Here is a 14,309-nt window from a genome sequence, read left to right on the forward strand (position 1 = left end):
CTTCTCACGCGGAGATGCCCGGCCGGAATTTCGGTACCCGCATGCTCACCTTGGTTCCCGCTCCCGGCGCGGTCTCGACCACCAGACCGTAGTCGTTGCCGAATGCTGCCCGCAGGCGGTCGTCGACGTTGGCCAGGCCCACGTGTGCGGACTCGGTCGCAGTTGCGGTGGCACCGGACACGATGGCGTCGAGATCGCCCGATCGCAGCAGATCCGGGTCCATTCCCACCCCGTTGTCCTCCACACTGATCACGCAGTCGGTGCCTTCGTCGGCGGCGACGATGATCACCGTGCCGCCGTCGGGTTTGCTCGAGATACCATGCCGCACAGCGTTTTCCACCAGCGGCTGCAAGGCAAGAAAGGGCAGCACCACGTTGAGCACCTCTGGAGCCACCTGGAGGCGGACCTGCAGGGCACTACCGAAACGAGCCCGCTCCAGGGTGAGGTAGCGATCGATGTTCCGGAGTTCGTCGGCGAGCACGGTGTATTCACCTGCCGACCGGAAGGAGTACCGGGTGAAGTCCGCGAACTCGAGGATCAGCTCGCGCGCCTGATCGGGATCGGTGCGCACGAAGGACGCGACCGTGTTCAGCGCGTTGTAGATGAAGTGTGGACTGATCTGTGCGCGCAGAGCCCGCACCTCGGCGCGGTCGAGCCGGGCCCGCGAGGCGTCGAGTTCGGCCAGTTCGATCTGGCTCCCCGCATATCGGGCCACCTCCGTGATCGCCGACAACATGCCCGGCCCCGGCTGGATGCGCGTCACCACCCCCATCACCCCCACCGACGCGGAATCCTCGAGCAGCAGCGGCTGCACGATGAGCGCGCGCACCCCGGGCTCATCCAGGTCAGGGGCTTTGATGAGGATGCGGCGACCTTCGTCGGCGGCGCGCACCGCGGCCTGGGCAAAGGAGTCGGTCAGCGCTTCGTGTGGCCCCGTCCAGGCCAGGAGCGTTCCGTCCGCGTCGGCGAGTCCGAGGGCATCCGCAGACGTCAGCTCCCGTAGATGCGGCGCTGCTTCGGCCGCCGAATCGGCGCCCAGGCCGCGGCGTAACGGGACAGCCGCGAGTGACGCAGTGTGAAGTGTCGCGTGCACGACGCGTTCGGCGGGAGTGGTCAGCGTCGGCCGGGTGCGCACGCGCAGGGCCAGCACCGCCACCACGACGAGCAGGACAGCGATGACCGCGAGGGTGAGCGCGATGCCGGACATCAGCGGGTCATCACGCTCGCGACCCGACTAGCGGTCGCCGAGGGCGTATGCGGCAGCGGAGGTTGCCGCGGTGACGGTCAGCACCGACGGCCACGCGCCGATCTTCTTGGCGAGAGGATGGGAGGCCCCGAACGCGAACAGGTAGCCACCGAGCAGCGGGGCCGCCACAGCAGGCCCTTTGGTCTGCCACCACTGGGCGGTGCTCCAGGCGCCGGCCGCGGCCAGGACGACTCCGCCGAGTTCGCGGCGTCCCGAGTACCTGGCGGCGGCGAAACCACCGATGAGTCCGGCAGCGACAACAGGTGCGGTGTAGGTGGAAGTCACACCAGCGACTCTAACCGCTGAGCGCCTGGGTTCCGATGACACCGAGAAGGTCCAGTCGCTCCCTGGCTGCTGTCCCTGGCTGGGGGAAGTAGACGAGCAGGTGCTGGTCTTCCTTTTGGGTCACGAGGGTCTCGCACAACAGCGCGATCTCCCCGACCTCTGGGTGGATGAACCGTTTGAGAGCACTGGTCCGGGTGGCCACGTGGTGTTCGGACCACAACGCCGCGAACTCATCGCTGGCTGTGTGAAGGGCGCCGACCAGTTCGGTGACGGTGGCGTCGTCGCCACGCTTGGCCGCGATCGCTCGCAGATCGCTGACGTGTTTGTGGCTCATCCGGGCCCAGTCCTCGGGATTGAAGCGTTCTCTCGTCGCGGGGTCGGTGAACCAGCGCCAGGTGTGGAAGCGGTCCAGACCCGTGACCGTCGACTGATCGCCGACGAGAAGCAGGTTCATCCGGTTTTGGGCCAGCGTCTCGCCGAGGTCGGAGATCACGCACGCTGGGATGTCGTCGAGTTTGTCGAGGAGGTGCAGCAGACCCGGACCCACGTGGGAGTCGCCGCCGATACGCGGAGGCGGAGCATGCCCGCACAACAGATAGAGGTGATCGCGTTCGTCATCGGTGAGCCGCAGCGCCCGCGCCATCGAGGCGACGATCTGCGTTGAAGGATGCGGCCCACGAGATTGCTCGAGCCGGGTGTAGTAGTCGGTGGACATCCCGGCCAGCACGGCGACCTCGTCGCGACGCAGGCCTGGCGTGCGGCGGCGCACACCCTCGGGCAACCCGACATCGCGCGGCACCAGGGCCGCGCGGCGCCGGCGCAGGAAATCGGCCAGCTCGGCGCGATCCATTCGTTGACTCACATCCACCACTGTGCCGTTCGCGCGCCACCTCAACCAGGGATCGGCGGTCCCCCGATGACCGGTCTCTGCCGCCGGGGCGGCAACCGGCCGAAGGTAAATGAATGAACATTCAACAGATAACCCTTGGAAAAACTGGTCCCACGGTCTCGCGCATCGGCCTCGGTGCGATGGGCATGTCCGGCGTCTACGGACCCAGCGATGACGCCGAGTCGGTTGCCACCATCCATGCCGCCATCGACGCCGGCGTCAACCTGATCGACACGGGCGACTTCTACGGCATGGGGCACAACGAGATGCTGATCGGTCGGGCACTGCGAGACCGTAGCCGCGACGACGTGCAGCTCAGCGTGAAGTTCGGCGCACTTCGCTCCCCCGACAACGGGTGGGGTGGCTTCGACGGACGACCCGAGGCCGTGAAGAACTTCCTCGCCTACACATTGACGCGCCTCGGGGTCGACCACATCGACATCTACCGCCCGGCCCGGCTCGATCCCGCGGTGCCGATCGAGGACACGGTCGGGGCCGTCGCCGAGATGGTCCAGGCCGGGTATGTGCGGCACATCGGGCTGTCGGAGGTGGGCAGTGAGACGCTCCGTCGCGCGGCAGCCGTGCATCCGATCGCCGATCTGCAGATCGAATACGCGCTCGTCTCCAGGGGCATCGAAGCCGGCATCCTGCCGACCGCGCGCGAGCTCGGAATCGGGATCACGGCATACGGAGTGTTGTCGCGGGGCCTGCTCAGCGACAACGTCTCGGTGGCGAGCACCTTCGCCGCCAACGACTTCCGTGCGCACAGCCCGCGGTTCCAAGGTGACAACCTCGCGAGAAACCTGACGCTGGTCGACACCCTGGGCACCATCGCAAAGGAACGTGGAGTGACGGTGGCGCAACTCGCCATCGCGTGGGTGCTTGCCCAAGGCGACGACATCGTGCCGGTCATCGGGGCCCGGAAGGTGGTTCGGCTGCACGAAACCGTTGCGGCTCTCGACATCCATCTCACTGCCGACGAACTGGCCACCATCGAATCGGCGGTTCCGCCCGATGCGGTCGCCGGCGATCGGTATGCCGAGGCGCAGATGGCCATGCTCGACAGCGAGCGCTGATCTCGCGACCTCCCCGATCCATGCAGGGTTTGTGTTCGTCCGCAGGCACTGCAACGCCGGTATTCGTACACAAAGCCTGCATGGATCGCCTACTGTCCTGCCGGCACACCCCGAACCAAGCACGTCACGACGAACATCCACCTCGAGATCGACGGCGCGTCGGCGGCCGTGCGGTCATACTTCACTGTCCTTCAGGCGGTGTCAGGGTTGTCGCTACAGCCGATCATCGCCGGACGGTACAGGGATCGATTCACGAGAACGGCCGACGGCTGGCAGTTCGCCGAACGGGTGGTCACCATCGATTTGATCGGCGACGTCAGCGGGCATCTTCGCGGGACGCGACCCGCTCCCGTCACCGACTGAGCATCCTCACCACCCTGAGCACCTTCACCACCCTCGTACCGCTGGTCAGCGCCGCCGAATGGATGAGTCCAACAGGACCATGTACTTTTAGCATCGCTATTCATCGAAGAAGTCGAGGACATCAGTGACCGAAGACAGCCGAGTGCTGGTTCCCGGCGACACCTGCTGGCAGATCGCTCGAGCCGATCGCCTCGCCTGCATCATCGATGCCGCCGACTACTTCTTCTACGCCAAGTCGGCCATGCTCGAGGCACGCCACCGGATCATTCTGATCGGCTGGGACTTCGACACCCGCATCAAGCTCGAGCCGGGCGGCCAGACCCTCGAAGGGCCCAATCGTCTCGGCGATTTCCTCAAGTGGTTACCGAAGCACCGGCCCGGCCTCGACATCCATCTGCTGAAGTGGAATCTCGGCGCTCTGACCGCCATTACCCGGGGCATGGCCCCGATCTTCATCGACAACTGGCTGACCGACGAAAGCCTGCACTTCGAACTCGACGGCGCGCACCCGGTGGGCGCCGCGCATCATCAGAAAATCCTGGTGATCGATGACCAGCTCGCGTTCTGCGGCGGCATCGACATGACGGTGGACCGGTGGGACACCTCAGACCACAAGGACAGCAACGACTTCCGAACCAAACCCAGCGGAAAGTCCTACGGCCCATGGCATGACGCGACCACCGCGGTCGATGGGGACGCCGCGCGAGCGATCGGCGAGATGGCCCGCGACCGGTGGAAGGCCGCGACCGGGACAACGCTCGAGCAGATAGCCGGCGATTCCGAGGGTGACCAGTGGCCCAAGGGACTGGTCCCCACGCTGGAGTCGGTGGACGTGGCCGTCGCACGCACACTGCCGGAGATTCCGGGCCGCGACGAGGTGCGGGAGATCGAGGCGCTGTACCTGGCGGCCATCGCGAGTGCGCGGCGTTATCTCTACATCGAGAGCCAGTACCTGGCGTCACGCACCATCGCCGAAGCGATGGCCGAGCGTCTCGGCGAGTCCGACGGACCCGAGATCATGGTGGTGCTGCCACGCAACGCCGAAGGCTGGCTCGGACAGCAGACCATGGACGGTGCCCGCCACCGATTGCTCAAGCTCCTGTGGAAGGCGGACGTGCACAACCGTTTCCGTGCACTCCATCCCGTGACCACCGGGGGTGAGCCGATCTACGTCCACGCCAAGATCCTCATCATGGACGACAGCGTGCTCCGGGTCGGCTCGTCCAACCTCAACAACCGCTCGCTCGGGTTCGACAGCGAGTGCGACCTCGCCGTCGAGATCCGCGATCACGACGCCACCGCCGATGAGCACCGGGCAAGTATTCGGCACGTTCGCGATCGCCTCCTCGGCGAGCACCTCGACGTCGGAACCGAGGGCTTCACGGACGCGCTCACGAAGCACAATTCGCTGGTGGCCACCGTCGATGCGCTTCGCGGAGAAGGCAAGACGCTGATGGAGTTCGACCGGGAGGCCATCGACGGCGAGGACAACCCCCTCGCCGAGAACGAGCTGATGGATCCAGAGCAGGCACCGTCGTCGTTGTTCCAGCGGACGTACCGGGAACTCGCTCGCAGACGCTCGGTTCGACGCCAATCCGCCCACGGCTGAACGGCTTACGCGCCGAGGAGGCCATTCAGAGGGCGTACGTGCGCATCACACCCTTGCTGATGATGGTCTTCTGGATTTCGCTGGTGCCTTCACCGATGAGCAGGAACGGCGCCTCTCGCATCAGACGCTCGATCTCGTACTCCTTCGAGTAGCCGCATCCGCCGTGGATACGGAAACTGGCCTGGGTCACCTCGGAGCAGTACTCACTCGTCAGGTACTTGGCCATACCGGCCGCAACGTCGTTGCGTTCTCCCGAGTCCTTGAGCCGCGCAGCGTTGATCATCATCAGGTGCGCCGCCTCGACCTTGGTCGCCATCTCCGCCAGCGAGAACGCGATGGCTTGATGCTGCGCGATGGGCTTGCCGAATGTGCTGCGTTGCTGTGCATATCGCGCGGCGAGTTCAAACGCGCGTAAGGCGACACCGCATGCGCGGGCAGAGACGTTGACGCGACCGACCTCGATACCGTCCATCATGTGCCGGAAACCCTGGCCGGGACTGCCACCGAGGACCATGTCCGACGAGATCCGGTAGTCGTCGAAGTAGAGTTCGGTGGTGTCGACGCCCCGATAGCCCATCTTCTCGATCTTCCCGGGGATCGTGAGTCCCGGCGCCACCTCGCCGAATCCCACGGGCTTTTCGACCAAGAACGTGGTGAGGTTCTCGTGCGCCTTCGCCGACCCTTCGTCGGTGCGCACCAGAACCGCGACGAGGGTAGAACTCCCGCCGTTGGTGAGCCACATCTTCTGACCGTTGACGAGGTAGTGGTCGCCGTCGCGTGTGGCGCGGGTTCGGATTGCGGCCACGTCCGATCCCAGCTCGGGCTCTGACATCGAAAAGGCACCGCGCACTTGCCCTGTCGCCATCCGCGGCAGAAAGTGCGATTTCTGTTCGGCAGTGCCGTGCTGCCGGATCATGTACGCCACGATGAAGTGGGTGTTGAGCACACCCGACACACTCATCCACCCGCGCGCCAACTCCTCTACACACAGGGCGTAGGTCAGCAGCGACTCACCGAGTCCCCCGTACTCCTCGGGGATCATCAACCCGAAAAGTCCCATATCGCTCATCGTGTCGACCAGAGCCTGAGGGTAGGTGTCGGAGTGTTCGAGTTCCTGAGCGTTCGGTATCACGTCCTTCTCCACGAAATCGCGCACCGTGGACAGGATTTCCTTCTGCACGTCGGTGAGGCCTGGGGTTTGCGCGAGTCGGGTCATTCGGTGTCCTTTGTGGTTGGTCGAGTGGTTGCGCGCACCACGCCGCGGTTGTGGAGGTCGGCGATCTGCGCGTCGGTGAGGTTCAGGTACTCCGCCAGCACGTGCGCCGTATCGTCGCCGTTGGCCGGTGCGGGACGGGCGGGTGGATGTGCGCCCTCGAAGGTCATCGGTGTGGTCGGTGCCAGATAGCTGCCGATGCGCGGCTGCTCGACCAGGCCGAACATGGGGTTGTTCATCACCTTTGGGTCGCAGGCAACCTGCGCGAAGGTGCGGTAGCGCTCGTACACCACCGACGTGTCCGCCAGGGCTGCCTCCGCCTCGTCGGCGATCCGTTCGGCGAACCACACCCCGAACAAACCGTCGAGTACCCGGCGATGACGGTAGCGGTCGCCGTCCTTCGTGAAGTCCACGCGCAGTGCAGTTTCCAGCGCCCCGACCGCATCGGCAGTTCCGGTGGCCTCGGCGAGGTCGCGGAAGTGCCGCGGCGTGATGGCAACCACCATGAGCCGCTCACCATCTGCTGTCGCGAAGTCGCAACCGTAGGTGCCATAGATCCCGTTACCCACCCGCGGTCGATCATCGCCGCCGAGCTGCGCCTCCGCCAGGTATCCGAGATGCCCGGTGGTCGCCAGCGCGACATCTTCCAGCGGCAGCACCACCCGTGCACCGGCGCCGGTCTCCGATCGACGGATCACCGCCGCGGTCACCGACAGCGCCGCGTACAGGCCGCATGCCACATCCCATGCCGGCAACACGTGGTTCACCGGGCCCGCCGTGGTCGATGGGCCGGTGACAAGCGGAAAACCCGTGGCCGCGTTGACCGTGTAGTCGAGGGCACCCGAACCGTCGGCGCGGCCGAGGACCTGAACGTGGATGAGATCAGGACGGATCGCGGCGAGGGAGTCGTAGTCGAGCCAATCTCGTCCGGCCGCATTCGTCACGAGCACACCGGCTTCGGTGATGAGATCACGGATCAGTGCGATCGCCTCGGGGTCGCGGAAGTCGACCGCGACAGATCGTTTGCCCTTGTTCAGATTCGCCCAGTAGATGGACTCGCCTTCGTCGGTGACCGGCCAACGGTGGTAGTCGGCAGCGCCGCCGATCGGGTCGACTCGGATGACCTCGGCGCCAAGTGCTTCCAGTGTCATCCCCGCGAGAGGGGCGGCGACGAAGCTCGACACCTCCACGATCCGCAGCCCCTTCAGTGGCGAGGTCGGCACGTCGGTCACCGCAGGCGGTCTGGAGATTGCAGGCGGTCCGGGGGATGCAGGCAAATGGTCATGGGAACACCCTGCCCGGCATCGGCCCGAAGGTCCATATGCACCGACCCACCATGTTTTCATCCTTCAGCGTGCATGATGGATCCGCTGAGAGGAGCCGGTGTGCGCGATGTGGTGATCTGTGAACCGATTCGGACCCCGATCGGTCGGTATGGCGGAATGTTCAAGTCGCTGACCGCCGTCGATCTGGGTGTTGCCGCCATGACCGGCCTGATCCATCGCACCGGCATCGCACCCGACCTGATCGAGGACGTGATCCTGGGCCACTGCAACGGCAACAGTGAAGCCCCTGCAATCGGCCGCGTGGTGGCCCTCGACGCCGGCCTACCGGTGACCGTGCCGGGAATGCACGTCGACCGCCGGTGCGGATCAGGTCTGCAGGCCGTCATCCAGGCTGCTTTCCAGGTGGGCAACGGCGACAACGAACTCGTGATCGCCGGCGGCACCGAATCGATGAGCAACGCATCGTTCTACTCGGTCGACATGCGCTGGGGCGCCGCGCGAACGGGGGTCCAGATGCACGACAGCCTCGTCCGCGCGCGGTCCACGGCAGGTGGCAGGCACCACCCGGTGCCCGGCGGCATGATCGAAACTGCCGAGAATCTGCGCCGGAGGTACGGCATCAGCCGCGTCGAACAGGACCAGCTCGCGGTGACTTCTCATGCACGCGCTGTGGCGGCACAGCAGGACGGCGTCCTGGCCGAACAGATCATCCCGGTCGGTGTCTCGGTTCGCGGCGGCGAGAAGGTGATCGACACCGACGAACATCCACGTGCCGACGTGACCCTGGAGAAGCTCGGTGCATTGCGTCCGATCATGGCTGCTGACGACCCCGATGCCACCGTCACCGCAGGCAACGCCAGTGGACAGAACGATGCGGCTTCGCTCTGCGTGGTGACCACTGTTGAGACGGCTGCGGCTCTCGGCCTCGATCCGCTGGTCCGGCTGGTGTCCTGGGGAATCGCCGGCGTGGCGCCGGAAGTGATGGGCATCGGTCCCGTCCCGGCGACAGAGAAGGCGCTGGCCAAGGCGAGATTGACGTTGTCGGACATCGATCTGATTGAACTGAACGAGGCTTTCGCGGCCCAGGCCCTCGCCGTGATGCGGGAGTGGGAGTTCGGTGCTGGTGACCTCGACCGCACCAACGTTCACGGTTCGGGGATCTCGCTCGGTCACCCGGTCGGCGCGACGGGCGGACGAATGCTTGCCTCCCTTGCCCGGGAGATGCGCCGCAGAGATGTGCGATACGGGCTCGAGACCATGTGTATCGGTGGCGGTCAGGGTCTGGCCGCGGTGTTCGAGACTGTTCGCTGAGGTCGTTCTGCACGACACCCGAGTCACAAGTTGCTGCCGGCCACCCAGCCTTCCTCCGCCAACACCCTCGACAAGGCGACGGTTGCGCGAGGAGGCTCGGTGACGCCGAATCGTGGACAGCGGGCTCGCAATTCGTTGTGCAGGTGCTGTTGTGGTGTCAGACCGAACGGTTCCTCGCCCGGTGGTGCGATCACACCCCACAGCGAGACGTACACCTCGGCGGTACCGACTCTGAGCCCGGCGGTGTCGCACTCGATCTCGACGCGGCGGTAGTTGGGCTCGGTGCGGTCGACGGCGCTCAGCTGTTCCGGCGTCAGCATTGTCATCACCACCGAGATCGGCGGGCCGGGGCGACGGAACGGGGCCGCGGGGATGAATCCGGCGACGCTGCGGTGCGCACTGTGGCCGACCGAGATGTCGCTGACGGTGCCACGGAGGAAGGGAACACACCCATCGACCTCCGCGAGCTTTCGCCTCATCACCGCTGCACAGGCGTTTGAACCCACCGCGACCACCGGCCGGCGTTGCGCCAGTCCAGGTTTCGCCGCCCTGCGCAGTTCGCGCTCGATGTCCTCGACCGTGGCAAGCTGTCGGTACTCGTCGCCTACGAGCACGCCGGTGCCGGCAACAGCTCGGCCGGGGTACTCCATGGGCTGAGCCGTCAGGTCGTCGTCGCCCTCGGACACCGGCACACAAGACCCGCGAACTCTGCGGTCAGCGATTACGACGCCAGATCGCAGTCGACAGAACCGTCGCGAAAGCGCACCACGCGGCGTACGGAACCAGCGCCGCGGAAGCAATCGGCGACCCTGGCTGCGCGCGCCGAACCAGATCCACACAACTCAGAGTGAGCACACCTGCGGTCGCGGTCGCAGCGTCGAGACGATGCGCTTTGAAGAAGACCCAGGTCCAGGATCCGTTGAGGACGAGGTTCAGGTACAGCGCTCGTTCGAAGGCTGCCGCGTCGATGTGCCGACCCTGCTCATGTAGGCGGTCGACCACCACCGCCGAGCTGATGGCGACATCGCTGTAGAGCGCGGTCCACACGATCGGGAACGCGACGGACGGTGGCTGGAACGGCGGCTTCGACAGCTTGCGGTACCAGCGGGTGTTCACGTCTTGCGACGCCAGCGCGCCGATGCCTGCTGCCAGACCTGCGGCGGCGGATGTCTTGACCAGTGAGCGCATATCGGGCCCCTTTTCGACGACTCTGTCAACGGTACGTCGCCGGTTCGCAGGTCCGAGGGGTTTCGCGTGACCGGAACGGGCTGTCAGCGTTCCTCGCGCCGACGGCGCCGCCATTCCAGATCGGCGTCGCGCCGCTGCTGTTCAGCTCGTTCGCGGCAGCGCTGCAAGAACTCCGCGTCTGCGACGGGGTCTTGCGGGACGAACCGGCCTTTGCGGTCATATTCGGGAAACAGTGATCCGGCACCGCGGTCGGCGGGCCGGTGACGATTGCGGGCACGAGGGCGACCGCTGAGAAACCACACCACCGGTCCGACAAACGGAAGGATGATCACCAGGAGCAGCCAGCCCCACCGCGGCATGCCTTTCGGCTCACCTTCCCCGCCGACGATGTCCACTAGCGAGGCGATCATCAAGATCAGCACGATGAGTGTCACGTAGGGCATGTACGGCCCCCACCAATACATCCCCCACCAGTACGGGTAGTACAACGGCACACTCGCCCCCTCGGTCACATGATCGGCGCAACTCTTTCACGATGACCGCTGCGTGAATAGACACTGAGCGATGGACATCTCCGGCGAAAGGCAATTTCTGTCGATCGATAGGCTGATCGGGCAACACGGCACGTCCGACGCCTCGACAAAACCTCAGAGGGAGCGCTGTTCCAAGTGATCGATGAGAAGCTACATGACCTCTACGAGGACATCGTCGCCCGCAACCCCGCCGAAGGTGAGTTCCACCAGGCCGTGCGCGAGGTCTTCGACAGTCTCGGTCCGGTGGTGGCCAAACACCCTCACTACACGGACGCTGCGATCATCCGTCGCCTCTGTGAACCCGAACGGCAGATCATCTTCCGAGTGCCGTGGACCGACGACGCCGGCGGCGTGCAGGTCAACCGCGGGTTCCGGGTGGAGTTCAACTCTGCACTCGGCCCCTACAAGGGTGGTCTGCGTTTTCACCCCAGCGTGTATCTCGGCATCGTCAAGTTCCTCGGCTTCGAGCAGATATTCAAGAATGCCCTCACCGGCTTGCCGATCGGCGGCGGCAAAGGCGGGGCGGATTTCGACCCGAAGGGCCGCTCCGACAACGAGGTGATGAGGTTCTGTCAGTCGTTCATGACCGAGCTCTACCGGCACATCGGCGAGCACACCGATGTCCCCGCCGGTGATATCGGTGTCGGTGGACGGGAGATCGGATATCTGTTCGGACAGTACAAACGCATCACCAACCGCTACGAGTCCGGGGTTCTGACCGGGAAGGGCTTGTCGTGGGGAGGTTCGCAGGTCCGCACCGAAGCCACCGGATACGGCACGGTGTACTTCGTGAGCGAGATGCTCGCCGCCATGGGCGACTCCTTCGACGGCAAACGTGTCGCAGTGTCCGGCTCGGGCAACGTTGCCATCTACGCCATCGAGAAGATCCAGCAACTCGGCGGGATCGCGGTGGCCTGCTCTGACTCGAGCGGATACGTGGTGGACGACAACGGCCTTGACTTGGAGCTTCTCAAAGACGTCAAGATCAAGCAGCGTGGACGGATCGCAGATTACGTGCAGGCACGAGGCCGGGGAGCCGAGCTCGGCACGGCCGGGAGTATCTGGCACGTTCCGGTCGACATCGCGCTGCCCTGTGCCACGCAGAACGAACTCGACGCCGATGACGCGAAAGCGCTCATCGCCAACGACTGCCGCATCGTGGCCGAGGGCGCGAACATGCCCACCACACCTGAGGCCATCAAGCTGTTCTCTGACGCCGGCGTTCGTTTCGCGCCCGGCAAGGCAGCCAATGCCGGCGGGGTGGCGACGAGCGCCCTGGAGATGCAGCAGAATGCGTCCCGGGATTCGTGGTCGTTCGACCACACCGAGGAACGGCTCGCCGAGATCATGCGTTCGATCCACGATCGGTGCCTGCACACCGCAGAGGCCTATGGCTTTCCCGGCAACTACACCGCAGGAGCGAACATCAGCGCATTCACCCACGTAGCCGACGCAATGCTCGCACAGGGACTGATCTGAAGATCGGCGAAACCGGCACCCCACCCGGGATGATCATGGAGGATCAGGTTCGTGCAGGTCGGAATGACGTTGCCGGTGATGGAACCGGATCTTGATGCAACTGTTCTCAAACAATGGGCGAAAGCCGTTGACGATGGGCCTTTCTCGTCGATCTGCTGGGGCGAGCGGATGGCTTTCGACAACCCCGACAGTCTCACTCTGCTCGGTGCGGTTGCCGCGTGGACCGACCGGGTGCAACTGGTCACCACGGTGATCGTGCCCCAGCTCCACGACCCGGTCATGCTGGCGAAGGCGCTCGCAACCGGCGACATGCTCTCCGGCGGGCGGTTGACGGTCGGACTCGGGGTAGGCGGACGGCACGAGGACTATCGAGCAGTCGGCGCCGACCCGAAGAGTCAGACCATCCGCGGCATGGCCGACCGCGTCGCAATCATGAAACGGGTGTGGGCCGGCGAACGGATCACCGATTCGGTGCTTCCCGTTGGCCCCTCACCCAAGCAGGAGGGTGGACCTCGGCTGATGGTGGGAACCATCGGCCCGAAAACGGTTCGCTCTGCGGCGCATTGGGCCGAGGGCTTGGCGGGGACCACGCTTGACCTGGACGTCGACAAGCAGAAAGAGCTGTTCGACGTCGCCACCACCTCGTGGGCGGAGGCGGGCAAGAAGCCACCGCATCTGGCGACATCCTTCTGGTTCGCACTCGGCGATCCCGAACCCGCCCGTGCGCAGATTCACCATCACCTGCGTCGGTACATGAACTGGATTCCTGCCGACTTCGTCGACGCCATCGCTCCCACCACAGGCTGGGCGGGCGACGAGAATCAGCTTGCCGAGGTACTGGCGAGGTTCGCTGCCATCGGCACCGACGAGATCCACCTCATCCCGACCAGTTCAGACGTCAGCCAACTCAGGCGGGTTGCGGACGTGGTCGAGGCGTTTCGCGATTAGTACTATCCGAAAATCTCGCCAGACGGCCCTATCGAACAGACGTCATTCACTCGTATGCCGACGCCCGCCCGTCGCGGCCCGAGGATGTACACACGCGAAATGTGATCCGGGCGCTCGCGGTGATCTGCGGGACGAGCTTCGGCCATTTGGGTGAGCGGGGCGGATGGGCTGCTCGCGTTTCCGGTGTTTGCTCGGTCTGCGGGACGAGCTTCGGCCAGTTGGGAGAGCGGGGCGGATGGGCTGCTCGCGTTTCCGGTGCTTGCTCGGTCTGCGGGACGAGCTTCGGCCAGTTGGGAGAGCGGCGGTGGTTGCACATCCGGGCGCACCTCGCCGCCGTTACCTTTCCGTTATCGTTCGTCACGATCGCGCGCCGAAGTTCGTTGCGCATTGCTTGGGTGAGCGCAACTTTCTAGTGTTCAGACAGAGCCACCAACCTGACGCCCGAGTTTGCGTGGATTCCCGTATCGAACGAGAAAGGCAGAACAATGAGCACAGATTTCCTGGCAACCGAGTTCTCCGACCGCGAATGGCCGTTCGAGATCAGTGTCGAATCCTTCACCGAAGCACACGCGGTTGTCCGCGTGAGTGGCAACGCCGACATGGTCACATCTCCGCAGCTTCTGGCGGTCATCAATGCAGCGATGGCCAACTACTCAGAGGTGGTACTCGACCTGTCTCAGGTGAACTTCTTCTCCTCTGCCGCCGTCGACGTGGTGCTCGAGGCATACGCTCACCGGCCCGACAGTTTCAGGGTCTTCGCGCCGGTCCGTCCGGCCCGTCAGGTCCTCGAACTGTTCGCCGACGAGCGCCTGCTCACCGAAGCACCTGCGCCGGTCGTCGACATCCGCCGCGCCCACGGCCTTCAGGACGCGTCCTGATCGCT

At 65.1% G+C, this 14,309-nt stretch carries 15 protein-coding genes; 7 read left to right on the forward strand and 8 right to left on the reverse strand.

Features of this window, described 5'->3' with window-relative positions; translation table 11 throughout:
* Positions 1 to 4: 4 nt before the first annotated feature.
* Genes ACVWY6_RS15135 through ACVWY6_RS15145 form a run of 3 tightly spaced genes read right to left on the reverse strand, consistent with a single transcriptional unit; the run spans position 5 to position 2,381 of the window.
* The gene (locus ACVWY6_RS15135; protein ID WP_400721776.1) at positions 5 to 1,207 is read right to left on the reverse strand and encodes a sensor histidine kinase; all 1,203 of its coding nucleotides are present in this window, start codon (positions 1,205 to 1,207) and stop codon (positions 5 to 7) included.
* Positions 1,208 to 1,234: 27 nt separating this feature from the next.
* The gene (locus tag ACVWY6_RS15140) at positions 1,235 to 1,531 is read right to left on the reverse strand and encodes a hypothetical protein (RefSeq protein ID WP_023954574.1); all 297 of its coding nucleotides are present in this window, start codon (positions 1,529 to 1,531) and stop codon (positions 1,235 to 1,237) included.
* A gap of 10 nt (positions 1,532 to 1,541) precedes the next feature.
* A complete protein-coding gene (locus ACVWY6_RS15145; RefSeq protein ID WP_457540163.1) occupies positions 1,542 to 2,381 on the reverse strand; it encodes a helix-turn-helix transcriptional regulator in 840 nt (279 codons plus the stop codon).
* 113 nt (positions 2,382 to 2,494) lie between these two features.
* Between ACVWY6_RS15145 and ACVWY6_RS15150 the strand changes: the two genes are divergently transcribed.
* The 3 genes from ACVWY6_RS15150 to ACVWY6_RS15160 all read left to right on the forward strand — a co-directional run bounded on the left by ACVWY6_RS15150 (position 2,495) and on the right by ACVWY6_RS15160 (position 5,468).
* On the forward strand, positions 2,495 to 3,496 hold the full coding sequence (locus tag ACVWY6_RS15150; RefSeq protein ID WP_457539123.1) for an aldo/keto reductase: 1,002 nt from the start codon (positions 2,495 to 2,497) through the stop codon (positions 3,494 to 3,496).
* 84 nt (positions 3,497 to 3,580) lie between these two features.
* Complete coding sequence (locus ACVWY6_RS15155) at positions 3,581 to 3,859, forward strand: nuclear transport factor 2 family protein (RefSeq protein ID WP_457540165.1); 279 nt, start codon at positions 3,581 to 3,583, stop codon at positions 3,857 to 3,859.
* A gap of 124 nt (positions 3,860 to 3,983) precedes the next feature.
* A complete protein-coding gene (locus tag ACVWY6_RS15160; protein ID WP_457539124.1) occupies positions 3,984 to 5,468 on the forward strand; it encodes a phospholipase D-like domain-containing protein in 1,485 nt (494 codons plus the stop codon).
* A gap of 25 nt (positions 5,469 to 5,493) precedes the next feature.
* On the opposite strand, the gene ACVWY6_RS15165 is transcribed toward ACVWY6_RS15160, so the two are convergent.
* Both ACVWY6_RS15165 and ACVWY6_RS15170 read right to left on the reverse strand, forming a co-directional pair.
* The gene (locus ACVWY6_RS15165) at positions 5,494 to 6,684 is read right to left on the reverse strand and encodes an acyl-CoA dehydrogenase family protein (protein WP_457539125.1); all 1,191 of its coding nucleotides are present in this window, start codon (positions 6,682 to 6,684) and stop codon (positions 5,494 to 5,496) included.
* Entirely contained in the window at positions 6,681 to 7,913 is a 1,233-nt protein-coding gene (locus ACVWY6_RS15170) for a CoA transferase (protein WP_457539126.1), read from the reverse strand. The genes ACVWY6_RS15165 and ACVWY6_RS15170 overlap by 4 nt, the downstream gene beginning before the upstream one ends.
* A 153-nt stretch (positions 7,914 to 8,066) precedes the next feature.
* Between ACVWY6_RS15170 and ACVWY6_RS15175 the strand changes: the two genes are divergently transcribed.
* On the forward strand, positions 8,067 to 9,278 hold the full coding sequence (locus ACVWY6_RS15175) for an acetyl-CoA C-acetyltransferase (RefSeq protein ID WP_457539128.1): 1,212 nt from the start codon (positions 8,067 to 8,069) through the stop codon (positions 9,276 to 9,278).
* Positions 9,279 to 9,301: 23 nt separating this feature from the next.
* Here the strand turns inward: ACVWY6_RS15175 and ACVWY6_RS15180 are convergent, their stop codons facing one another.
* The 3 genes from ACVWY6_RS15180 to ACVWY6_RS15190 form a co-directional block, all read right to left on the reverse strand.
* Complete coding sequence (locus tag ACVWY6_RS15180) at positions 9,302 to 9,964, reverse strand: hypothetical protein (protein ID WP_457539130.1); 663 nt, start codon at positions 9,962 to 9,964, stop codon at positions 9,302 to 9,304.
* Positions 9,965 to 9,992: 28 nt separating this feature from the next.
* Complete coding sequence (locus tag ACVWY6_RS15185; protein WP_457539132.1) at positions 9,993 to 10,466, reverse strand: TspO/MBR family protein; 474 nt, start codon at positions 10,464 to 10,466, stop codon at positions 9,993 to 9,995.
* A gap of 83 nt (positions 10,467 to 10,549) precedes the next feature.
* A complete protein-coding gene (locus ACVWY6_RS15190) occupies positions 10,550 to 10,960 on the reverse strand; it encodes a PLD nuclease N-terminal domain-containing protein (RefSeq protein WP_457539133.1) in 411 nt (136 codons plus the stop codon).
* 174 nt (positions 10,961 to 11,134) lie between these two features.
* On the opposite strand from ACVWY6_RS15190, the gene gdhA reads away from it, so the two are divergent.
* The 3 genes from gdhA (at position 11,135) to ACVWY6_RS15205 (ending at position 14,304) form a co-directional block, all read left to right on the forward strand.
* The gene (gene gdhA, locus ACVWY6_RS15195) at positions 11,135 to 12,478 is read left to right on the forward strand and encodes an NADP-specific glutamate dehydrogenase (protein ID WP_399510133.1); all 1,344 of its coding nucleotides are present in this window, start codon (positions 11,135 to 11,137) and stop codon (positions 12,476 to 12,478) included.
* Positions 12,479 to 12,541: 63 nt separating this feature from the next.
* Positions 12,542 to 13,426 carry an LLM class flavin-dependent oxidoreductase gene (locus ACVWY6_RS15200; protein WP_457540167.1) on the forward strand — a complete coding sequence of 295 codons (885 nt, stop codon included), beginning with the start codon at positions 12,542 to 12,544 and terminating at the stop codon, positions 13,424 to 13,426.
* Between the two features lie 485 nt (positions 13,427 to 13,911).
* Entirely contained in the window at positions 13,912 to 14,304 is a 393-nt protein-coding gene (locus tag ACVWY6_RS15205; protein ID WP_457539135.1) for an STAS domain-containing protein, read from the forward strand.
* Positions 14,305 to 14,309: the final 5 nt, after the last annotated feature.

It is taken from the genome of Williamsia sp. R60 (assembly GCF_054063855.1).

Bases quoted from the DNA above. Each gene is read 5' to 3' on its own strand.
- ACVWY6_RS15135 (WP_400721776.1), bottom strand. From the start codon at position 1,207: ATGTCCGGCATCGCGCTCACCCTCGCGGTCATCGCTGTCCTGCTCGTC.
- ACVWY6_RS15145 (WP_457540163.1), bottom strand. From the start codon at position 2,381: ATGGATCGCGCCGAGCTGGCCGATTTCCTGCGCCGGCGCCGCGCGGCC.
- ACVWY6_RS15150 (WP_457539123.1), top strand. From the start codon at position 2,495: ATGAACATTCAACAGATAACCCTTGGAAAAACTGGTCCCACGGTCTCG.
- ACVWY6_RS15165 (WP_457539125.1), bottom strand. From the start codon at position 6,684: ATGACCCGACTCGCGCAAACCCCAGGCCTCACCGACGTGCAGAAGGAA.
- ACVWY6_RS15185 (WP_457539132.1), bottom strand. From the start codon at position 10,466: ATGCGCTCACTGGTCAAGACATCCGCCGCCGCAGGTCTGGCAGCAGGC.
- ACVWY6_RS15200 (WP_457540167.1), top strand. From the start codon at position 12,542: ATGACGTTGCCGGTGATGGAACCGGATCTTGATGCAACTGTTCTCAAA.
- ACVWY6_RS15205 (WP_457539135.1), top strand. From the start codon at position 13,912: ATGAGCACAGATTTCCTGGCAACCGAGTTCTCCGACCGCGAATGGCCG.